Consider the following 22,487-nt stretch of genomic DNA (forward strand, 5'->3'; position numbering starts at 1 on the left):
GAATGTTGTTTCCCTTATTCAGTACGAATTGAGTAACCGCAAGGTATTGCGTGTTCCATTAGTTGAAACACGCATACCTTTTATTACGCAGCGACAGGAAGTGACGAGTGCATGTCATCCATTGCTGAGGCTGTGTGATAATGAGTTACTGAAGACGAACTGGACTCTGGTGCGGACTGGATCTTATTCGTTAAAGATTCCGGGAGCAGTTTGCTTAAGTTAATGTCGCCGCTGCTGGCGTCAGATTTCAGTAATGCGCTGACAACCTTTGCAGCGTCAGATTGTTGATCGTGAAGTATCTTGTCCATTAATTTATGCAATTCACTGCCATCGCCATTTTTAACGCTATCGCCTTTAAATGAGTTATAGATATCCTTAATCAACTGGAAGGAATCCTTAAGCCACTCACCAGGTAATTTAATGATATCTTTGATAATATTAAAAGCATCCTTCGCCAGATCGGTAATCGTTGACAGCAATTTTTGAATCGACTCAACGGGATGACTGATGAATTCCTTAATTTTATCAAGGACTGGCGTGAGCAGTTTATCGATTGGATTTTTAATAAAGCCATCAAATAACGTTTTCAGAACATTAGTTATCGCTTCTTTAGCGATACTGAGTTCACTCTTAATTTTATCACTAATGATCCCGGCATATTTAGTGATGGCATCAGTAAAGAAATCAATAATTTTTGTCGGTAACGACATCACCAAATCGGCTATGCTTTTTACGATATTGCCTGCGGTCTTAGAAATCACTTCACCAACCAGAGCGTTCCATTTGAGCGGATTGACCCAATCAGTCAGGCTCATACCTTTTAAAGCATCGGCGATATTTTTACCCACATTCGAAACGAGGTTCTCGAACCCTGTTTTAATCGCCGAGACCGTTTCACCGATAGCCTCAGCAATCTTCTGCCCGGTAACTTTCAGTATATCTTTAATAAATTCAATTGGTTTATTGATGAAGATTTCGACTAAAGCTTTTTCTATTGTTTTGATCGCTTTTACGGCAGAGACAACTTTTTCACCCAGGAATTCACTAACGGTTTTAAATCCGGCGGTAATCTCAGAAATGACATTACTGAGAAATGCCAGTGATTTTGAATTCGCAATTGTCGTCCAGACGCTGTTAACCGAATCAACCAGGCTCTTGATAAAGGCCTGTACGGACTCAACAAACGTTTTGTTATCGTCAACCTGCAGGCCTTTATCAATCGGTTTCACATCAGGCATATCAAGCGGCGTAACGTTCTGCGGTTTTATCGCAGGATCAATCGCAGGATTGAGCTTATTAATATCAGCATTCGCCTTTGTCGCTGCGGCATTAGCTGCTTCTGTAGCCTGACGCGCCGCCTCCAGGCTTTTATTTGCCGCAGCGATAGCCTTATTCACTTCATCAACGCGATCAAGCTGATTGTTTTTCAGGACTTCTTCTTTCAACGCAAGGGCAGAGGCCAGTTTCTCTGCGGCCTGCGACTTCTGCGCTACAGCCTGTTTCAGCGCTTCGTTTGCCGCGTCAACGGTCATACGCGCCGCATTCAGATCCAGCAGACTTTGCTCCGCCTGAGCAACAGAGTCAGCCAGCGCTGTACTCTCCTTCCTGAACGAAGCGTATTGTTCCTGTAAATCCTTCAGACGCGCAGCGGCATTATCAACGTTAAACCCTTGCTCTTTCGCGTTCGCAATTAGCTGCGATAATTGCTCAATCTGTGTATACAGTTTACCCAGCATGGCATCGGCAGCGGTCAACTTAGCTTTCGATACTTCTATGGCGCTCTGAGCTGGCTGTTTGTTGGCAATCGTGGCTGCATCACTGGCAGATTGATAGTCAAGTTTGACCTGTCCGGCAATAGCTTGCGCACTTTCATCGATTAAGGCGATCGCCGTTTTGACCAGTTCAGCCGCTTTGTCGATGGCGTTTTTCGCACTGATCGCATCCTCTGCCGCCTGTTTTTGGATTTTTTCTGCCGCAGTAGTATCAATCCCTTTGGCTTTTGCCGCATCAACCGCCGTTTTCAGCGTTGTATTCGCCTTATTCATTGCATCCATCGCGGTTTTCACCGCCGCGCTTGCCTCCTCAACCGCTTTGATGGTTGCAGTTGATGGATTAGCCTGCATCGCTTTCACCGCTTCAGCAAGCGTCTTTTGCGCATTGATAAACGTGCTGTCTTTATTCACAACATCTTTTTGCGCATCGCTTAATGCCTGCTTTTCTTTGCTGTCACTGGATTTGTTATCGTGCGAATTACCATCATCCTTGTTATTATAAATGGCGATACCAATACCTGCGGCGGCAGCGACCAGCAGTGGCACCAGCCAGACGGCTGTATTCATTTCCCCACTATCAGTATTTTCATCTGTTGCTTGTTTTACCGGGAAGAAAGCCAGCCCGGCAAAATTTTCGGCATTGTATTTTGCTTCATACGCTTTGCCACCATCCTCAAGAATCAGCTTATTTTTTAAAGTGCCGTCCGTTTTAAAGAAATCTTCAATTGTTATCTTCGACCCGTTTTTCTCCACCAAAACAAGATTGTTACCCTCTTTCTGTGACCCGCTAATCATCTCCTTTGCCACAGTAATTTTAACCGTCGTTCCTGGTTGAATAATTTTAACGTGATTCCTCCCAGCAGGCACAGACGAACTTTTCCCAGATGCGGTAATGATTGCCATTTTCTGCATATGCAGCCTCCCTTTATCCATTTTTAATTTCGTAAAAAGCAAAAATGGCCCGATTAAAGACCGATAAAAATGGTAACGTAATAAATCGATAAATAATATACGTGAATTATTAAATAAGAAATCATTCAAAATACGAAACAAATCTCAACAGGCACCATTATCTTTCAAAGAGTTACATAAACATCCTTTTAAGACTAATCCTGGATTCACTGCAAAATCAAGCACCAAAAGTCTACGCCTGGATTATCTCAACATGCTTATCACTGGAATAATTTAGTAGGTTTATTGTAATCTGCAAATGCTGATAAAATTTATCTATGGATGGGGTAATTTATGAATAAAAAGACTACAAACACAATTATAATAGTTGGAACATGCCAGTATACATCGCTGGGCATTGCCTCGCTTCTTGACTGTTTCTTTTACAGTAAAATTGTTTTTTATCGACGTTTCAGTGAAATCAAAGAAAACAGCAATGAGTTACTCACGATTGCTGCGATAGATGAGAAAGATATCATCTATGATGACATTTTTTATCTGAAGAATAGAATGTTGAAAAGTGGCGCTAAAAACTTAATCATCCTCAGCGATCTGATAATGATGAATGTCCTTTATTCTGTGTTTAACATCTCATGCTTATACTTGCCACGAAATATAACTTTAAAGGAACTTCATCCGGTAATCGTAAACACGTTACTGCACAATAATGATGAAGAAAGCTATGGGTTGAAACCTCAGCTAACCGGACTCGAGTCGCAAATTCTGATGATGCTTTCCGAGGGCTTTACGGTTTCAGAAATCTCGAAAATTAAAAATAAAAACTGCAAAACCATCAGTAGTCACAAATGTAACCTGATGAAGAAAATGGGAATGCCTAATACCCCAAAGTCCGTCTCGGTACTTTCACTGTATCTGAAGTCCATCCGCATGCCGGACAGCAGACAACCAACGGCTTCTCCCCTCTCGCTCAGAGAACGCCGCAGCAGCTATCTCTAGTTTCAGTGCACAAAAAAGCCGCTGATATCAGCGGCTTTTTGGGCTTCGCAAACTGTCAGTAGAAATCGCAGCTAACTTTTTCAGCCTGTTCCATCCACACCGGTTTATCACTGGTTTTGGACCAGACGCGGTGCAGATAGCTGTAAAAACGGGCGCGGTCTTTCCAGAACAGCATGACCGGTAGCGCCAGCACGCCCGCCACAACGGCAAAGGTACGGCGTAAGAAAACAATGTGTGCTGGATACTCTTTATAAAGGTCCATAATCCTCTCCCATATATCTGTTCGGTGAATGGCACCGGAAAAATAAACTTGGTTAACTGATGAAAATAATACCGCCTTGTGTGTAATTTTGCTACTCATCCGACCACTTATTTTTGTCTATTGATGCTCCGTTTAGCTTAAAACCGTAATTAAGTTACATAAAAGTTAAATTAATACTAACCATTAGTTAAATAATGGTTTTTGCCATTTTTATACTTTTTTTACACCCCGCCCGCTGATTTTTGCGAAATCTTTGCAAGCAAAAATCTACGCTCTGGTTATCACATTTATGCCACTGGAGGTGCACTGTGAGTGCAGGCGTGATAACCGGCATTGTGCTGGTCATTTTCTTATTAGGTTATCTGGTGTATGCCCTGATTAATGCGGAGGCGTTCTGATGGCGGCACAAGGATTTTTACTCATTGCCAGTTTCTTGCTGGTGCTGTTTGTCATTGCCAGACCGCTGGGGTTTGGGCTGGCTCGACTCATCAATAATACGTCCCTGCCGGGCCTCGCTGGCGTGGAGAGTTGGCTCTGGCGTGGTCTGGGCATCTCGCAGCAGGAGATGAACTGGCGGCAGTATCTGCTGGCAATCCTCGCGCTCAATGTGCTGGGTCTGCTGGTCCTGTTTTCGATGCTGATGGCGCAAAATCTGCTGCCGCTCAACCCTCAGCAGCTACCGGGGCTTTCATGGGATCTGGCGCTCAACACGGCGGTGAGTTTTGTCACTAATACCAACTGGCAATCCTACGCTGGCGAAACCACCTTAAGCTATTTCAGCCAGATGGCCGGGTTGACCGTGCAGAACTTCCTGTCAGCGGCGACCGGGATAGCGGTGATTTTTGCCCTGACCCGCGCCTTTTCGCGTCAGAGTATCAACACGCTGGGCAACGCCTGGGTCGATCTGGTTCGCATTACGCTGTGGATCCTGGTCCCTGTTGCGTTACTCATTGCGCTGTTCTTCATTCAGCAAGGCACGTTGCAAAACGTATTGCCCTATCAGCCCATCACCACTCTCGAAGGGGTAAAACAACTGCTGCCGATGGGGCCTGTCGCTTCCCAGGAAGCTATTAAGATGCTTGGCACTAACGGGGGCGGTTTCTTTAATGCCAACTCATCGCATCCGTTTGAAAACCCTACCGCATTGACCAACCTGGTGCAGATGCTGGCTATTTTCTTAATTCCCACCGCGCTGTGTTTTGCCTTTGGTGATGTGGTGGGCGATCGTCGCCAGGGCCGGACCCTGCTGTGGGCTATGTCGCTGATTTTTGTGGTCTGTGTGGCCGTGGTAATGTGGGCTGAAGTTCAGGGCAACCCGCACCTGATGGCATTCGGTGCAGACAGCAATATCAACATGGAAGGCAAAGAGAGCCGCTTTGGCGTGCTGGCCACGAGTCTGTTTGCCGTCGTCACGACAGCCGCCTCCTGCGGCGCTGTCGATGCGATGCATGACTCCTTTACCGCGCTGGGCGGGATGGTGCCGATGTGGCTAATGCAGATTGGCGAAGTCGTCTTCGGCGGAGTCGGATCAGGTCTGTATGGCATGCTGCTGTTTGTGCTACTGGCGGTATTTATCGCCGGGCTGATGATTGGTCGTACGCCGGAGTATCTGGGTAAGAAAATCGACGTGCGCGAAATGAAAATGACCGCGCTGGCGATTCTGGTCACCCCTGCGCTGGTACTGCTCGGTACGGCGATCGCCATGATGAGCGATGCCGGGCGCAGCGCCATGCTTAACCCAGGTCCACACGGCTTTAGTGAAGTGTTGTATGCCGTGTCGTCTGCTTCCAACAACAACGGTAGCGCCTTTGCCGGATTAAGTGCCAATAGCCCGTTCTGGAACTGCCTGCTGGCTCTGTGCATGTTCTTCGGTCGCTTTGGCGTGATCGTTCCCGTGATGGCTATCGCCGGGTCGCTGGTCAGTAAAAAGATCCAGCCAGCAAGCCCGGGCACGCTACCTACCCACGGCGCACTGTTTGTCGGGTTGTTAATCGGTACGGTGTTACTGGTTGGCGCTCTCACCTTTGTTCCTGCCCTGGCGCTTGGCCCGGTCGCAGAATACCTGTCATTACACTGAGTGATGCGGAGCACATTACTATGAGTCGCAAGCAACTGGCGCTGTTCGAACCCTCTCTGGTCGCACAGGCGCTGATGGACGCCGTAAAAAAATTAAGCCCCCATACCCAATGGCGTAATCCGGTGATGTTTATCGTCTGGCTGGGCAGTCTGTTAACGACCTTGTTAACAGTGGCGATGGCAACGGGCCATATGCAGGGCAATCCGTGGTTTACCGGGGCGATAAGTCTGTGGCTGTGGATTACCGTTCTGTTCGCCAACTTTGCTGAGGCGCTGGCGGAAGGACGCAGTAAGGCGCAGGCTAACAGTCTGAAAGGTGTTAAAAAAACCGCCTTTGCCCGCAAACTTCGCGAACCTAAATACGGCTCGGCCATGGATCACGTTCCTGCCGATGATTTACGTAAAGGCGATATCGTGCTGGTGGAAGCGGGCGATATTATCCCGTGTGACGGCGAGGTGATCGAAGGTGGCGCGTCGGTAGATGAAAGCGCCATTACCGGTGAGTCCGCGCCGGTGATTCGTGAATCCGGTGGCGATTTCGCCTCCGTCACCGGCGGGACCCGCATCCTCTCCGACTGGCTGGTTATCGAATGCAGCGTAAACCCCGGCGAAACGTTCCTCGACCGGATGATCGCCATGGTTGAAGGCGCGCAGCGGCGTAAAACGCCCAATGAGATCGCCCTGACGATCCTGCTGATTGCCCTGACCATTATCTTTTTACTGGCGACCGCCACCCTGTGGCCGTTCTCCGCCTGGGGCGGGAGCGCGGTCAGCGTCACGGTTCTGGTTGCCCTGTTAGTGTGTTTGATTCCCACCACGATAGGCGGGCTGCTCTCTGCGATTGGTGTCGCCGGGATGAGCCGCATGCTGGGTGCGAACGTTATCGCCACCAGCGGACGCGCAGTAGAGGCCGCGGGTGACGTGGACGTACTGCTGCTGGATAAAACCGGCACCATTACGCTGGGTAATCGCCAGGCTTCGGATTTTCTGCCTGCCCACGGCGTGGATGAAAAAACGCTGGCCGACGCCGCTCAGCTTTCATCGCTGGCCGATGAAACGCCGGAAGGCCGCAGCATCGTTATCCTGGCTAAACAGCGCTTCAATCTGCGTATCCGCGACGTGCAATCGCTGCACGCTACCTTTGTTCCATTTACCGCGCAAAGTCGTATGAGCGGGATCAACATCGACAACCGAATGATCCGCAAAGGGTCGGTTGATGCCATCCGTCGTCACGTTGAAGCCAACGGCGGCCATTTCCCCGCCGACGTGGAGCAGAAGGTCGAGAACGTTGCCCGCCTTGGCGCTACGCCGCTGGTGGTGGCCGAAGGCTCCCGTGTACTGGGCGTGATTGCCCTGAAAGATATCGTTAAAGGCGGCATTAAAGAACGTTTTGCCCAACTGCGCAAAATGGGGATTAAAACGGTGATGATCACCGGCGACAACCGCCTGACCGCCGCGGCAATTGCCGCAGAAGCCGGGGTGGATGACTTCTTAGCTGAAGCCACGCCGGAAGCCAAGCTGGCGCTGATTCGTCAGTATCAATCGGAAGGTCGTCTGGTGGCGATGACCGGCGATGGAACCAACGACGCCCCGGCACTGGCGCAGGCCGACGTGGCAGTCGCCATGAACTCAGGAACCCAGGCGGCGAAAGAAGCAGGCAACATGGTGGATCTCGATTCCAACCCCACCAAACTGATTGAAGTGGTGCACATTGGTAAACAGATGCTGATGACGCGCGGTTCGCTGACCACCTTCAGTATCGCTAACGACGTGGCGAAGTATTTCGCCATTATCCCGGCCGCGTTCGCCGCCACCTACCCGCAGCTCAATGCGCTTAACGTGATGAGTCTGCATTCGCCGGACTCGGCGATCCTCAGCGCGGTTATCTTTAACGCACTGGTTATCGTCTTTCTGATCCCACTGGCGCTTAAGGGCGTGAGCTACAAACCATTATCCGCCTCGGCGATGCTGCGCCGCAATTTGTGGATCTATGGTCTGGGTGGTCTGGTTGTGCCGTTTATCGGTATCAAAGCAATTGATTTACTGCTGACCCTGCTGGGTCTGGTGTGAGGTTTCTGATGAGTGGATTACGTCCTGCATTATCAACTTTGATTTTCCTGATGCTTATCACCGGCGGGGCATACCCGCTGTTGACCACCGCGCTGGGGCAATGGTGGTTTCCCCACCAGGCTAACGGTTCGCTTCTGCGTGAAGGTCAGACAGTCCGCGGCTCTGCGCTCATTGGGCAACATTTTACCGCGGCCGGTTATTTTCAGGGACGCCCGTCTGCCACGGCAGAAATGCCCTATAATCCAATGGCTTCAGGCGGCAGTAACCTGGCAGCCAGCAACCCGGAACTGGATAAACAGCTGCAAAGCCGGATAGCCGCGCTGCGTGCCGCCAACCCGCAGGCAAATCCTGCCGTTCCGGTAGAGCTGGTAACGGCATCTTCCAGCGGGCTGGACAACAACCTGACGCCAGCCGCGGTAGCCTGGCAAATCCCCCGCGTGGCGCAGGCTCGCAACCTCAGCGTTGAAGAGGTCACGCGCCTGGTTGCACAATATACGCAAAAGCCGTTGGTCAGTTTTATCGGCCAGCCGGTGGTGAACCTGGTGGAACTTAATTTAGCGCTGGATAAGCACTGAGAAAAAGGACATGCATAGCGAACCCTTACGCCCCGATCCCGATCGCCTGCTGGAGCAGACTACCGCCCCGCACCGCGGAAAACTGAAAATTTTCTTCGGCGCCTGCGCGGGCGTCGGCAAAACCTGGGCCATGCTGGCAGAGGCCCAGCGGCTGCGGGCGCAGGGGTTAGATGTGCTGATTGGCGTGGTGGAAACCCACGGACGTAAAGAGACCGCCGCGCTACTGGACGGTCTCAGCATCCTGCCGCTAAAGCGACAGGCGCGCCATGGTCGTCATATCAGCGAGTTCGATCTCGACGCGGCGCTGGCCCGCCGTCCGGCGCTCATTTTAATGGATGAACTGGCGCACAGTAATGCGCCAGGCTCGCGTCATCCAAAACGCTGGCAGGACATTGAAGAGCTGCTGGAAGCCGGTATTGACGTTTTTACTACCGTCAACGTCCAGCATCTGGAAAGTCTCAATGATGTGGTCAGCGGCGTTACCGGCATTCAGGTGCGCGAAACCGTCCCCGATCCTTTTTTCGATGCCGCCGACGATGTCGTGCTGGTCGATCTTCCCCCCGATGATTTGCGCCAGCGCTTGAATGAAGGCAAGGTTTATATCGCCGGTCAGGCAGAAAGAGCCATCGAGCATTTCTTTCGCAAAGGTAATCTGATCGCGCTCCGTGAACTGGCCTTGCGCCGCACGGCCGATCGGGTAGACGATCAGATGCGCGCCTGGCGTGGACGTCCGGGAGAGGAGAAAGTCTGGCATACCCGCGACGCCATTTTACTGTGCATAGGACACAATACCGGCAGCGAAAAACTGGTACGTGCCGCCGCACGTCTGGCGGCGCGTCTTGGCAGCGTATGGCATGCGGTGTATGTCGAAACGCCCGCGCTGCACCGGTTGCCGGAAAAACAGCGCCGCGCAATTTTAAGCGCCCTGCGGCTGGCCCAGGAGTTAGGCGCAGAAACCGCCACCCTTTCCGACCCCGCCGAAGACAAAGCAGTGATCCGCTACGCCCGTGAGCATAATCTGGGAAAAATTGTCCTCGGACGTCCAACTACGCGTCGCTGGTGGCGCAGCGACTCTTTTGCCGACAAACTGGCCCATCGCGCACCGGATCTCGACCTGATGATTGTTGCGCTCGATGAGCCACCTTCGCGCTCTGTGCCGCAAACTGCAGATAGCCGTACATTTAAGGATAAATGGCGGGTACAAATTCAGGGTTGCGTGGTTGCCGTCGCGCTGTGCGCCATTATTACAGTGATTGCCATGCAATGGCTGATGGCCTTTGACGCCGCCAACCTGGTGATGCTCTACTTATTGGGCGTGGTGGTTATCGCCCTCTTTTACGGACGCTGGCCGTCAGTGCTGGCAACCTTTATTAACGTCGCCAGCTTCGATCTCTTCTTTATAGCGCCACGCGGAACGCTGGCCGTTTCCGACGTTCAGTATCTGCTCACTTTTGCCGTGATGCTCACGGTAGGGCTGGTTATCGGTAATCTCACCGCCGGAGTGCGTTATCAGGCACGGGTGGCGCGTTATCGTGAACAGCGTACGCGTCATTTATATGAGATGTCGAAAGCGCTGGCTGTAGGGCGGAGTCAAACAGATATCGCCGCCACCAGCGAACAGTTTATTGCGTCAACGTTTCAGGCCCGCAGCCAGGTTTTACTGCCCGGCGAGAATGGAAAGCTGGCCCCTCTCACCCACCAACAGGGCATGACGCCGTGGGATGATGCCATTGCCCAATGGAGCTTTGATAAAGGGCAACCGGCAGGCGCAGGTACTGACACCTTACCGGGCGTGCCCTATCAAATTTTACCGCTAAAAAGTGCTGATAAAACGCATGGGCTGCTGGTGGTGGAACCGGGAAATTTACGCCAGCTAATGATCCCCGAACAGCAACGCCTGCTGGAAACTTTCACCTTGCTTGTTGCCAGCGCGCTGGAGCGCCTGACGCTAACCGCCAGCGAAGAGCAGGCCCGGTTTGCCAGCGAGCGCGAAAGTATTCGCAATGCCCTGCTCGCTGCCCTCTCCCACGATTTACGCACGCCGCTGACGGTGCTGTTCGGTCAGGCAGAGATCTTAACGCTGGATCTGGCCAGCGAAGGATCGCCGCACGCACGCCAGGCCAGTGAGATTCGCCAGCACGTCCTGAATACAACCCGACTGGTTAATAACCTGCTCGATATGGCGCGAATTCAGTCTGGCGGCTTTAATCTTAAGAAAGAGTGGTTAACGTTGGAAGAAGTGGTCGGCAGCGCCCTGCAGATGCTGGAGCCTGGACTTTCTGCCCCGATTAATCTGTCGTTACCTGAACCGCTGACGCTTATCCACGTCGATGGCCCGCTCTTTGAACGGGTGCTGATTAACCTGTTGGAAAACGCCGTCAAATATGCGGGTCCACAGGCGCAAATCGGTATTGATGCCAGCGTCGATGGTGAACACCTGCAGCTGGACGTCTGGGATAATGGGCCGGGTATTCCGTCGGGTATGGAACAACAAGTTTTTGACAAGTTTTCCCGGGGAAACAAGGAGTCATCGGTACCGGGCGTTGGACTGGGACTGGCAATTTGCCAGGCGATTGTGGACGTGCACGGCGGTACGATTTCCGTCCACAATCGCGTGCAGGGAGGGGCGAGTTTTCGTGTTAAACTGCCCCAGGAAATCCCCCCTGAACTTGAAGATTTTCATGAGGATATGTGACGAACGTACTGATTGTTGAAGATGAACAGGCCATCCGCCGTTTTCTGCGCACCGCGCTGGAAGCTGATGGCCTGCGTGTATATGAAGCGGAAACGCTGCAACGTGGTCTGCTGGAAGCTGCCACGCGAAAACCCGATCTCATCATTCTCGATCTCGGCCTGCCGGACGGCGACGGTATTGATTTTATTCGCGACCTGCGACAATGGAGCGCAATCCCGGTAATTGTGCTCTCTGCCCGCAGCGAAGAGAGCGATAAAATCGCCGCCCTGGATGCCGGTGCCGATGACTATCTCAGTAAACCCTTTGGTATTGGCGAGCTACAGGCACGATTACGCGTGGCATTGCGTCGTCACGCCAGCGGCGCATCTCCCGAACCGGTGGTGCATTTTGCCAATGTAAAAGTGGATCTCGCCGCCCGCCTCGTACACCGAGATGACGAGGAAATTCATTTGACGCCGATTGAGTTTCGTCTGTTAGCGGTACTGCTGAATAATGCCGGGAAGGTACTAACGCAACGCCAGTTGTTAAATCAGGTTTGGGGGCCAAACGCCGTCGAACACAGTCATTATCTGCGAATTTACATGGGACACTTGCGCCAGAAGCTGGAACTGGATCCGGCCCGCCCGCGTCATTTTCTGACCGAAACCGGGATCGGTTATCGGTTTATGCCATGAATGATTATTCATTTTTTTTGATTAACTAACAATTATAATTTTCATAACTCTCTCTGCTGCATAATACTTATTATGCAGCCAATCAAATATTGCCAAAAATAACAAAATACAAACTTGCAACATTTAATAAACAAAAAAGAATCTTATCTCATGATATGCATAATTGACGACTAAATATTTTGGAAATGATCATTTTTTATTGATCATCTTCACGGTTTGCAGCCATTTCCTGGATAAAATACCCGCACCTTCCACTAATCCAGTAAAGGTAACTAAAATGGAAAATAATAGTCGAACAATGCCCCACATAAGGCGAACAACGCATATTATGATGTTTGCCCACCGTAATAGCTTTGACTTTCACTTCTTTAATGCCCGTTAGTCACTCGACTAAGGGCACTCCAGCATACAGGTCTTCCTGACTCTCTGTATCGCAGATATATACCCAATGGATTTCGAGTTGCATCAAGGCGGCGACGCAGCAAAGCCCGTGAGCGTACATCAGTACGTGACTGGGATAAGCGAGTAAAGCCAACACAGATGCAGCTTGAAAGACGACGGGTATAACGCCTGTATCGACAGTGCTCTCCCTGCATAACCCTGTATTACCTGTGACCGGACCGGTTAGGGTTTATTGCATCTTCAAAAAAGCAATTTACTGATTTATTTATCAGCGGTATGACTTTGCTTTTTTTCCGGAGTTATCAATTTCTCATTTGAGAAATTGAGGACCTGCTATTACCTAAAAATAAAGAGATGAAAATGTCAGAATTAAAAATTGCCGTAAGCCGTTCCTGTCCTGATTGTTTTTACACGCAACGTTCCTGCGTAAATATCGATGAAAGTAATTTTATTGATGTTGCTGCTATCGTGTTATCCATCAATGATGTTGAACGTGGAAAACTCGATGAAATTGACGCCACCGGCTACGGCATTCCTGTTTTTATCGCCACCGAAAATGAAGAACGTGTTCCACCTGAACATCTGCCGCGCATCTCTGGGGTATTCGAATGTAATGAAGCCCGTACAGCCTTTTATGGTCGGCAGTTAGAAACCGCCGCCAGCCATTATGAAACGCAGTTACGTCCGCCATTCTTTCGTGCACTTGTCGACTACGTAAATCAAGGTAACAGCGCCTTTGATTGCCCTGGTCATCAGGGTGGCGAGTTTTTCCGTCGCCATCCCGCGGGTAATCAGTTTGTCGAATATTTCGGCGAAGCGCTTTTCCGCTCCGATTTGTGTAACGCCGATGTCGCAATGGGTGACCTACTGATCCATGAAGGTGCCCCCTGCATTGCACAACAGCATGCTGCCAAAGTCTTCAACGCAGATAAGACCTACTTCGTACTAAACGGAACTTCCTCATCAAATAAAGTCGTACTTAACGCGCTGCTCACCCCTGGCGATTTGGTGTTATTCGATCGCAACAACCACAAGTCAAACCACCACGGCGCGTTGTTACAGGCTGGGGCTACGCCGATATATCTGGAAACTGCACGCAACCCGTACGGGTTTATCGGTGGGATTGACGCACACTGCTTTGAAGAAAGCTATCTACGTGAACTGGTGAGCGAAGTTGCGCCTCAACGTTCGAAAGATGTGCGTCCATTCCGTCTGGCCGTGATTCAGTTAGGTACCTACGATGGCACGATCTATAACGCCCGTCAGGTGGTCGATAAGATAGGTCATCTGTGCGACTACATCCTGTTCGACTCCGCGTGGGTTGGCTACGAGCAGTTTATCCCAATGATGGCCGATTGCTCTCCGCTGTTGCTGGATCTCAACGAAAACGACCCCGGCATTCTGGTCACCCAGTCAGTGCACAAACAACAGGCGGGTTTCTCTCAGACTTCGCAAATCCACAAAAAAGACAGCCACATCAAAGGCCAGTCTCGTTATGTGCCCCATAAACGAATGAATAATGCGTTCATGATGCACGCCTCCACCAGCCCGTTTTATCCGCTGTTTGCCGCGCTGGACATTAACGCCAAAATGCATGAAGGCGTCAGCGGACGCAACATGTGGATGGATTGCGTCGTCAACGGGATTGATACTCGTAAACTGATCCTGGAAAACTGCCACCATATCCGCCCATTTGTACCTGAGATGGTCTCGGGCAAACCGTGGCAAGCTTATCCCACGACTGAAATCGCCAGCGACCTCCGTTTCTTCCACTTTGTCCCTGGAGAACACTGGCATGCCTTTGAAGGTTATGCCGAACACCAGTACTTTGTGGATCCATGCAAATTGCTGCTTACCACACCAGGGATCAATGCACGTGATGGCGAGTATGACACCTTCGGCGTTCCGGCCACTATTCTGGCTAACTTCTTGCGCGAAAATGGTGTGGTGCCTGAAAAATGTGACCTCAACTCCATCCTGTTCCTGCTGACCCCAGCAGAAGATATGGCGAAGCTACAGCAGCTTGTCGCTCTGTTGGTGCGTTTTGAAAAACTGCTGGAAGCCGATGCTCCGTTGGCCGACGTTCTGCCTTCTCTCTACAAACAGCACGAAGCCCGCTACGCCGGTTACAGCCTGCGCCAACTGTGTCAGGAAATGCACGATTTGTACGCCCGCCACAACGTGAAGCAGTTACAGAAAGAGATGTTCCGTAAAGCACATTTCCCGCACGTCAGCATGAATCCCCAGGATGCCAACTATGCATATCTGCGTGGTGAAGTTGAACTGGTGCGTCTACCTGACGCTGAAGGTCGCATCGCGGCGGAAGGCGCGCTTCCTTATCCTCCGGGTGTGCTGTGTGTAGTTCCGGGTGAAATCTGGGGAGGTTCAGTATTACGTTACTTCAGTGCGCTGGAAGAAGGGATCAATTTGCTACCGGGTTTTGCGCCTGAACTCCAGGGGGTCTACATCGAAGAGCACGATGGTCGTAAACAGGTGTGGTGCTACGTAATTAAGCAACAAAGCGCGCAACACGCTCTGTTGAAAGGGGAAATGTTATGAGCAAAGCCAAATCCAATAAAATGGGCGTCGTCCAGCTCACCATCCTGACCATGGTTAATATGATGGGATCGGGAATAATCATGCTGCCCACCAAACTTGCGGAAGTCGGCACCATCTCGATCATATCGTGGCTGGTTACTGCTGTCGGTTCAATGGCGCTGGCCTGGGCCTTCGCAAAATGCGGTATGTTCAGTCGCAAATCCGGCGGTATGGGCGGTTACGCGGAATACGCCTTTGGCAAATCCGGTAACTTTATGGCGAACTACACCTATGGCGTTTCACTATTAATTGCCAACGTAGCCATCGCAATCTCTGCCGTGGGTTACGGTACCGAACTGTTTGGCGCCACACTGACACCTGTGCAGATTGGCCTGGCAACCATCGGCGTGCTGTGGATCTGCACCGTCGCCAACTTTGGCGGTGCGCGTATTACCGGACAAATCAGCAGCATCACCGTCTGGGGCGTAATTATTCCGGTTGTCGGTCTGTGTATCATCGGCTGGTTCTGGTTCAGTCCGACACTGTATGCTAACTCCTGGAATCCGCATCACGTACCATTCTTCACGGCGGTAGGTTCTTCCATTGCGATGACGTTGTGGGCTTTCCTGGGTCTGGAATCAGCCTGCGCCAACGCCGAAGTGGTCGAAAACCCGGAACGCAACGTGCCTATCGCAGTACTGGGCGGTACGCTAGGAGCTGCTGTGATTTATATCGTCTCAACCAACGTGATAGCGGGGATTGTGCCGAATATGGCTCTGGCTAACTCTACTGCGCCGTTCGGTTTAGCCTTTGCACAAATGTTCACCCCGGAAGTCGGTAAAGTGATCATGGCGCTGATGGTGATGTCCTGCTGCGGTTCACTGCTGGGTTGGCAGTTCACTATCGCCCAGGTATTCAAATCGTCGGCTGATGGTGGTTACTTCCCTAAAATCTTCTCCCGCGTGACCAAAGTAGACGCGCCGGTTCAGGGGATGCTGGCAATCGTAATAATCCAGAGTGGTTTATCGCTGATGACTATCAGCCCGTCGCTGAACAGTCAGTTCAACGTGCTGGTCAATCTGGCGGTCGTGACGAACATCATTCCGTATATTCTGTCGATGGCCGCACTGGTTATTATTCAGAAGATGGCGAATGTTCCGTCATCGAAAGCGAAACCGGCAAACTTTGTGGCGTTTATTGGCGCATTGTACAGCTTCTATGCGCTCTACTCCTCCGGCGAAGAAGCAATGCTTTACGGTTCTATCGTGACCTTCCTCGGCTGGACGCTGTATGGCCTGGTATCACCGCGCTTTGAACTGAAAAATAATCACAGTTAAAGCCCGATAAAAAGCCCGGTAGCGCTAGCGCTTACCGGGCCTACGATCGCTTTTGTAGGCCGGGCAAACGTAGCACCGCCCGGCACACAAATTGTACTTATGCGTTCTTCAACACTTCACTGACGATCTCAACGGCTTCTTTTTCGATCTGCTTGCGGTGCTCTTCACCCAGGAAGCTCTCGCAGTAGATTTTATAAGCGTCTTCCGTACCTGACGGACGCGCGGCAAACCAGCCGTTGTCAGTCATCACTTTCAGACCACCGATTGAAGCACCGTTGCCCGGTGCCGCCGTCAGACGCGCAGTGATAGGATCGCCCGCCAGCGTGCTGGCGCTCACCATTTCCGGAGACAGCTTAGACAGCGCCGCTTTCTGCGCGGAGGTCGCGCTCGCCTGCAGGCGGTTGTAGCTTGGCGCGCCAAAGCGAGCAGCCAGCTCATTGTAGTGCTCCTGCGGGTTCTTACCGGTCACAGCGGTAATTTCTGCCGCCAGCAGGCACATGATGATACCGTCTTTGTCGGTCGACCACGGTGTACCGTCGAAGCGCAGGAAAGAAGCCCCCGCGCTCTCTTCACCACCAAAGCCAAAGCTGCCGTCAAACAGACCATCAACGAACCATTTAAAGCCAACCGGAACTTCGACCAGTTTACGCCCTAAATCATTCACCACGCGGTCAATCATCGCCGATGACACCAGCGTCTTACCGACGGCAACGTCTTTGCCCCATTGCGGACGGTGCTGGAACAGGTAGTTGATCGCCACCGCCAGGTAGTGGTTCGGGTTCATCAGCCCTGCCGGGGTGACGATACCGTGACGGTCGTAGTCCGGATCGTTAGCAAAAGCCAAATCGAACTTGTCGCGCAGCGCCAACAGGCCCGCCATCGCGCACTCGGAGGAGCAGTCCATACGGATTGCGCCATCTTTGTCGAGATGCATGAAACGGAAAGTTTGATCAACGTGATCGTTAACGATAGTCAGATTCAGGTTGTAGTGCTTAGCAATACGTTTCCAGTATTCGATACCGGAACCGCCCAGCGGATCGACACCCAAGGTTAGGCCAGCTTTCTGGATTGCCGCCATGTCGACGATGTCAGCCAGTCCTTCAACAAACGGCTGAACCAGGTCCTGCTCTTTGACATGACCCGATGCCAGCGCAGCGTCCAGCGACATACGCTTCACGCCTTGCAGACCGTCAGCCAACAGGGCGTTAGCCCTGTCTTCCACCACTTTGGTGACGTTGGTATCTGCCGGACCACCGTTTGGCGGGTTGTATTTAATGCCGCCATCTTCCGGTGGGTTGTGGGACGGCGTAATCACAATGCCGTCCGCCAGCGGGCCGCCTTTTTTGTTGTGGACCAGGATAGCGTTCGACACGGCAGGGGTTGGCGTAAAGCCGTTATTTTCCTGCACGATGACGTCAACGCCGTTCGCCGCCAGCACTTCCAGTACAGAGATAAAAGCCGGTTCAGACAGCGCGTGGGTATCCTTGCCCACATAGCACGGGCCAGTAATCCCGTTCTTCGCACGTTCTTCAGCAATCGCCTGAGCGATAGCCAGAATATGCGGCTCGTTAAAACTATGACGACCTGCACTACCGCGATGTCCGGACGTACCGAACTTGACGGCGTGCTCAGCGTTCCCTGCCGTTGGTTTCAGTACATAGTACTGTGCCGTCAGTTGGGCGACGTTAATCAAATCACTCTGTTGCGCAGGTTGACCTGCACGGTTGTGGATTGCCATTGCCTGGTCCTTCTAATGCAAGGATTAAATTGTTCCGCAAACCTTTTCAATCAATTCCGCAGGGAATTGCATTGACTGCATGATGTGCTCAACCATGCTGCATTTACGGCCGGTATTGGTATTGGTGATCACCCAGTACGGCGTGCCTGGCACGTGTTTCGGCTTGGTTTGATTACCATTTTTCAGCAGCGTCTGTTCATCCGCTGCAAAATAAACGCGCGTACGCCCATGCAACGATTCCGTTGCTTCAGCGAACGCGTTTTGATCCAGTGAATAGAGTGTAGACAGCACCAGCATAAAGCGATTTACTGCTTTCTTCTGCTCCGCGTATTCGTCGGACAGCAGCAGTTCACGCATGGCGCGCACTTTATCTTTTACGGGGTTAACCGGCTTCGCTTCCACGACGGCTTGCACAGCGCGGACTTCTTTAACTACCGGAGTGACAGGCTGTGATGCGGCGGAAAATTTCAACATACGCCGTAAAATGTCGGATGCGCTCTCGCCGATATGCTTGGTGTGGCTGGCAATATAGCTATAGAGTTCATCATCAACTTCAATCGTTTTCATCTTAATCCAGTGCAGTGTTTAGCTGAATACAAGTTGTTGGGTTAACACGCGTAGTGTAAAGGCAAATCCCAACAGCGGATAGCGTCAAGCCTGGTGGCGGGCAAAACTCAGAGTAACCGTAGTTGTTGCAGCCATGTGGCAGAATGGTCAACATGATACCCTAACCCGTGAGTGTGAAAAAAAGAACTTTGCCATGAAATTGAATATCCGAGCGCAATCTGCGCAAAACCTGCACAATAATTCTCCCATCGTCCTGGTTCACGGCCTGTTTGGCAGTCTGGATAACCTGGGGATCCTGGCGCGCTCCCTGGTAGCCGATCACGATATCATCCAGGTTGATATGCGAAACCATGGACTCTCCCCTCGCTCGCCTGAGATGAATTATCCGGCCATGGCACAAGATCTGCTGGATACGCTGGACGATCGGCAGATAGATAAAGCGATCTTTATTGGTCACTCGATGGGGGGAAAAGCCGTCATGGCGTTAACCGCGCTGGCTCCAGAGCGTGTCGAACGGCTGGTCGCTATCGACATCGCCCCCGTTGACTATCATGTGCGCCGTCACGATGAGATTTTTGCGGCAATCAATGCTGTAACCGATGCGCAGGCCACTTCGCGTCAGCAGGCGGCGAGCGTCATGCGTCAACATCTGCAAGAAGAAGGCGTAATCCAATTTCTGCTGAAATCATTTGTCGACGGCGAGTGGCGTTTTAACGTTCCCGTGCTGTGGGATCAATATCCCCATATCGTCGGTTGGGAGACCATTCCGCCGTGGGAGCACCCGGCGCTGTTTATCCCTGGCGGCAACTCACCGTATGTTACCGAAGCGTATCGCGAACAGCTGCTGGCGCAATTCCCGCAGGCTCGGGCGCACGTTATTGCTGGCGCGGGTCATTGGGTGCATGCAGAAAAACCGGAGGCGGTGCTGCGCGCCATCCGTCGTTATCTGGACGAGCAGGCTAACTGATTAAAAACTCAGCGTCTGCGCGCGATTACGCGCGTGGGCGTTGGCGTGTCCCCCCTGCTGATGTATTATGGCGCGCTATCCATCCGGGCAGACGCCTGGCTGATTGTTTCCCCGAAGTCACCAAGATCATGGCCAAAGAACAAACGGACCGTACGACATTAGATCTGTTCGCGCAGGAGCGTCGCCCGGGACGACCCAAAACTAATCCGCTCTCGCGTGATGAACAGTTACGTATTAACAAACGTAATCAGCTTAAACGCGATAAAGTTCGCGGGCTTAAGCGTGTCGAACTGAAACTGAACGCTGATGCCGTTGACGCTCTGAACGAGCTGGCCGAGGCGCGCAATATGAGTCGCAGTGAACTCATCGAAGAGATGCTGATGGCCCAACTCAGCGCATTGCGCGGTCAGGCTTAGTCTGAATTTCTGCTCTAAATCATAAATCGTGTAGCACAGAGTGCAGTCCTGCGTGTTTGCTGTTTCCGCATGCCAGACTGTTCTGCTATGATTGCCCTTATCCGTGGGCAATGCGCCACCACCATTTCAATAAGTTTCAAGAGGTTATTTTACTCATGGCAATCACTGGCATCTTTTTCGGCAGCGACACCGGTAACACCGAAAACATCGCAAAAATGATTCAAAAACAGCTTGGTAAAGACGTTGCCGATGTTCATGACATTGCAAAAAGCAGCAAAGAAGACCTCGAAGGGTATGACATACTGCTGCTCGGCATCCCAACCTGGTACTACGGTGAAGCGCAGTGTGACTGGGACGATTTCTTCCCTACCCTCGAAGACATTGATTTTAACGGCAAACTGGTTGCATTGTTCGGCTGCGGCGACCAGGAAGATTACGCAGAATATTTCTGCGATGCGTTAGGCACAATTCGCGACATCATCGAACCGCGCGGCGCAACCATCGTTGGTCACTGGCCGACAGCGGGTTATCACTTTGAAGCGTCCAAAGGTCTGGCTGACGACGACCACTTTGTCGGTCTGGCTATCGATGAAGATCGCCAGCCTGAACTGACCGCTGAGCGCGTAGAAAAATGGGTTAAGCAGATCTCTGAAGAGCTGCACCTCGACGAAATCATCAATGCCTGATTTCGTGCGGCGCAGATTTCCATCTGCGCCGCATCAATAGATAAAACCAATCAAAATAATTGCTACAAATTTGTAACTTTTTCGTCTGACCCTGTACAATGGCTGGATGCCAATCGGGTGTTGCACAGTGTGTTTGTCGGCGATACCACGTTTTGATTAACAATATATGCCAGAGACTTGCAGTTTTCATTTAGCCATGGCAGTTCTATAATGAATCGCATTATCTCAAGTGCAATTTCTGTCACTTCTGTTAATGAAGTGAATCGTTTAGCTACAGGACAGATTCCGCATGACTGACAACAATACCGCATTAAAGAAGGCTGGCCTGAAAGTAACGCTTCCTCGTTTAAAAATTCTGGAAGTTCTTCAGGAACCGGATAACCATCACGTCAGTGCGGAAGACTTATACAAACGCCTGATCGATATGGGTGAAGAAATTGGTCTGGCGACCGTGTATCGCGTGCTGAACCAGTTTGATGATGCCGGTATCGTGACCCGCCATAATTTTGAAGGTGGTAAATCCGTCTTCGAACTGACTCAACAGCATCATCACGATCACCTCATCTGCCTTGACTGCGGCAAAGTGGTCGAGTTCAGCGATGATTCCATCGAAGCCCGCCAGCGTGAGATTGCGGCTAAACATGGCATTCGCTTAACTAACCATAGCCTCTATCTTTACGGTCACTGCGCCGAAGGCGATTGCCGCGAAGATGAGCACGCCCACGACGGCAAATAATGTAATGCTTTCTGAAAAGCCAACCCTCCGGTTGGCTTTTTTTATGGGCGTTACCTGCCCTTTTCCCCTTCCCTCCGCTCCTGTGTTGCTTTAATGTAAAAATCAATTGCCCCTTCCGGAGAGTCGAAATGGAACTTCGCCAGCTACGCTATTTTGTGCGCATTGTAGAAACCGGCAGCATGGGTAGCGCGGCGCTCGATCTCAATATCGGGGTTTCGGCACTCAGCCAGCAAATGTCGCGTCTGGAAAACGAACTCGCTATTCGCCTGCTGCAGCGCACCTCGCGAGGCGTGACGCCGACCAGCGCCGGACTGGCTTTTTATTCCCAGGCGCAGCTGGCGCTCCGTCACGCAGACGATGCGATCCTCGCCGCACGAGAGTCCCGGCTTTCCGGGCACGTCAGCGTCGGTATGGCTCCCAGTACCGCTTCCGTTCTCGGTATGCCTTTTATTCACGCCATGCGGGAAAGCTATAGCGATGTTCGCCTGCACGTGGTGGAAAGTCTCTCTGGTAATCTGGAACGGATGATTAATACCCGCCAGATTGATCTGGCTGTGGTGTTTCAAAAAGAAAAGATCCTGCGCTGGAGTGCCAGACCGATTCTCGAAGAACGGCTGTTTTTGATTGGGACCCATGCCCTACTGGCTGATATTGCCGATGACAATATTGCGCCTGCCCAACTGGCGAGTATTCCATTGATAATGCCAAGCCCAGGCCACGGTCTGCGCGGCAGGCTGGAGGCAATTAGTCAGGAACACGCGCTGAACATTGAGATCGCTACAGAAATTGATGGTCTGGCGCTGCTGATGCGCGCCGTGCGCAGTGGCATTGGCGCCACTCTTCAACCCGGAGCGGCGATTTCCCATCTCGATAAAGAGACGCTAAGAGTGATCGGCGTCCATAATCCGATACTTAGCCGCCCCAATTTTCTGGTGAGCCTATCTGACGATGAGCTCACCCCGGCGGGCCTCGCTGCCCGCGTGGTACTGACGAAAGTGATGCATCAACTGGTAGAAGCAGGAAGCTGGCCAGGTGCCATCCTTTACAATAACTAAAGCCCTCTTTAGC

20 protein-coding genes are annotated in these 22,487 nt (G+C 51.6%); 16 read left to right on the plus strand and 4 right to left on the minus strand.

Translation table 11 applies throughout. From position 1 onward, the window contains the following. Positions 1-83: 83 nt before the first annotated feature. Positions 84-2,684 (minus strand): BapA/Bap/LapF family prefix-like domain-containing protein, encoded by a 2,601-nt coding sequence (locus OGV77_RS03010; protein ID WP_087051557.1) that lies wholly within the window; start codon positions 2,682-2,684, stop codon positions 84-86. A 333-nt stretch (positions 2,685-3,017) separates the two neighbouring features. Here OGV77_RS03010 and OGV77_RS03015 point away from each other — a divergent pair, with 333 nt between their 5' ends. Further along, on the plus strand, positions 3,018-3,680 hold the full coding sequence (locus tag OGV77_RS03015; protein WP_047412647.1) for a LuxR C-terminal-related transcriptional regulator: 663 nt from the start codon (positions 3,018-3,020) through the stop codon (positions 3,678-3,680). Positions 3,681-3,735: 55 nt separating this feature from the next. Here the strand turns inward: OGV77_RS03015 and OGV77_RS03020 are convergent, their stop codons facing one another. After that, positions 3,736-3,942 (minus strand): YbfA family protein, encoded by a 207-nt coding sequence (locus tag OGV77_RS03020; RefSeq protein ID WP_043015600.1) that lies wholly within the window; start codon positions 3,940-3,942, stop codon positions 3,736-3,738. A 308-nt stretch (positions 3,943-4,250) separates the two neighbouring features. On the opposite strand from OGV77_RS03020, the gene kdpF reads away from it, so the two are divergent. The 9 genes from kdpF to potE all read left to right on the plus strand — a co-directional run bounded on the left by kdpF (position 4,251) and on the right by potE (position 16,309). After that, complete coding sequence (kdpF, locus tag OGV77_RS03025; protein ID WP_072033319.1) at positions 4,251-4,340, plus strand: K(+)-transporting ATPase subunit F; 90 nt, start codon at positions 4,251-4,253, stop codon at positions 4,338-4,340. Further along, positions 4,340-6,019 carry a potassium-transporting ATPase subunit KdpA gene (gene kdpA, locus OGV77_RS03030; RefSeq protein ID WP_043015598.1) on the plus strand — a complete coding sequence of 560 codons (1,680 nt, stop codon included), beginning with the start codon at positions 4,340-4,342 and terminating at the stop codon, positions 6,017-6,019. Before kdpF ends, kdpA begins: the two co-directional genes overlap by 1 nt. A gap of 20 nt (positions 6,020-6,039) precedes the next feature. Beyond that, a complete protein-coding gene (gene kdpB, locus OGV77_RS03035; protein ID WP_043015597.1) occupies positions 6,040-8,088 on the plus strand; it encodes a potassium-transporting ATPase subunit KdpB in 2,049 nt (682 codons plus the stop codon). A gap of 8 nt (positions 8,089-8,096) precedes the next feature. Next, complete coding sequence (kdpC, locus tag OGV77_RS03040; protein ID WP_043015596.1) at positions 8,097-8,663, plus strand: potassium-transporting ATPase subunit KdpC; 567 nt, start codon at positions 8,097-8,099, stop codon at positions 8,661-8,663. Positions 8,664-8,673: 10 nt separating this feature from the next. Further along, positions 8,674-11,358, plus strand: a complete 2,685-nt coding sequence (kdpD, locus tag OGV77_RS03045) for a two-component system sensor histidine kinase KdpD (protein ID WP_087051558.1) — start codon at positions 8,674-8,676, stop codon at positions 11,356-11,358. Next, the gene (kdpE, locus tag OGV77_RS03050) at positions 11,355-12,032 is read left to right on the plus strand and encodes a two-component system response regulator KdpE (protein WP_043015594.1); all 678 of its coding nucleotides are present in this window, start codon (positions 11,355-11,357) and stop codon (positions 12,030-12,032) included. Before kdpD ends, kdpE begins: the two co-directional genes overlap by 4 nt. Before the next feature lie 277 nt (positions 12,033-12,309). Next, positions 12,310-12,414 (plus strand): leader peptide SpeFL, encoded by a 105-nt coding sequence (gene speFL / locus OGV77_RS03055; protein WP_114149115.1) that lies wholly within the window; start codon positions 12,310-12,312, stop codon positions 12,412-12,414. 380 nt (positions 12,415-12,794) lie between these two features. Next, positions 12,795-14,993, plus strand: coding sequence for an ornithine decarboxylase SpeF (gene speF, locus OGV77_RS03060; protein WP_075144989.1), 2,199 nt, complete (start codon positions 12,795-12,797; stop codon positions 14,991-14,993). Further along, the gene (gene potE, locus OGV77_RS03065) at positions 14,990-16,309 is read left to right on the plus strand and encodes a putrescine-ornithine antiporter (protein ID WP_043015592.1); all 1,320 of its coding nucleotides are present in this window, start codon (positions 14,990-14,992) and stop codon (positions 16,307-16,309) included. Before speF ends, potE begins: the two co-directional genes overlap by 4 nt. A 97-nt stretch (positions 16,310-16,406) precedes the next feature. Here the strand turns inward: potE and pgm are convergent, their stop codons facing one another. Then, positions 16,407-18,047 carry a phosphoglucomutase (alpha-D-glucose-1,6-bisphosphate-dependent) gene (gene pgm / locus OGV77_RS03070; RefSeq protein ID WP_016152262.1) on the minus strand — a complete coding sequence of 547 codons (1,641 nt, stop codon included), beginning with the start codon at positions 18,045-18,047 and terminating at the stop codon, positions 16,407-16,409. Positions 18,048-18,071: 24 nt separating this feature from the next. Next, positions 18,072-18,614, minus strand: coding sequence for a replication initiation negative regulator SeqA (gene seqA / locus OGV77_RS03075; protein WP_016152261.1), 543 nt, complete (start codon positions 18,612-18,614; stop codon positions 18,072-18,074). 193 nt (positions 18,615-18,807) lie between these two features. Here seqA and ybfF point away from each other — a divergent pair, with 193 nt between their 5' ends. The 6 genes from ybfF to tcuR all read left to right on the plus strand — a co-directional run bounded on the left by ybfF (position 18,808) and on the right by tcuR (position 22,474). Next, positions 18,808-19,581, plus strand: a complete 774-nt coding sequence (gene ybfF / locus OGV77_RS03080) for an esterase (RefSeq protein WP_043017865.1) — start codon at positions 18,808-18,810, stop codon at positions 19,579-19,581. Between the two features lie 128 nt (positions 19,582-19,709). After that, positions 19,710-19,997, plus strand: coding sequence for a LexA regulated protein (gene ybfE / locus OGV77_RS03085; RefSeq protein WP_043015591.1), 288 nt, complete (start codon positions 19,710-19,712; stop codon positions 19,995-19,997). Positions 19,998-20,152: 155 nt separating this feature from the next. Next, the gene (gene fldA, locus OGV77_RS03090) at positions 20,153-20,683 is read left to right on the plus strand and encodes a flavodoxin FldA (protein WP_003022839.1); all 531 of its coding nucleotides are present in this window, start codon (positions 20,153-20,155) and stop codon (positions 20,681-20,683) included. A 210-nt stretch (positions 20,684-20,893) separates the two neighbouring features. Next, a complete protein-coding gene (locus tag OGV77_RS03095; protein WP_049259739.1) occupies positions 20,894-20,980 on the plus strand; it encodes a ryhB-regulated fur leader peptide in 87 nt (28 codons plus the stop codon). After that, positions 20,973-21,419 (plus strand): ferric iron uptake transcriptional regulator, encoded by a 447-nt coding sequence (gene fur / locus OGV77_RS03100; RefSeq protein ID WP_003022836.1) that lies wholly within the window; start codon positions 20,973-20,975, stop codon positions 21,417-21,419. Before OGV77_RS03095 ends, fur begins: the two co-directional genes overlap by 8 nt. A 128-nt stretch (positions 21,420-21,547) precedes the next feature. Further along, positions 21,548-22,474 carry a tricarballylate utilization LysR family transcriptional regulator TcuR gene (gene tcuR / locus OGV77_RS03105; protein ID WP_043015590.1) on the plus strand — a complete coding sequence of 309 codons (927 nt, stop codon included), beginning with the start codon at positions 21,548-21,550 and terminating at the stop codon, positions 22,472-22,474. Positions 22,475-22,487: the final 13 nt, after the last annotated feature.

This window comes from Citrobacter sp. Ce129, from assembly GCF_030334545.1.
GTDB classification, from domain to species: domain Bacteria; phylum Pseudomonadota; class Gammaproteobacteria; order Enterobacterales; family Enterobacteriaceae; genus Citrobacter; species Citrobacter europaeus.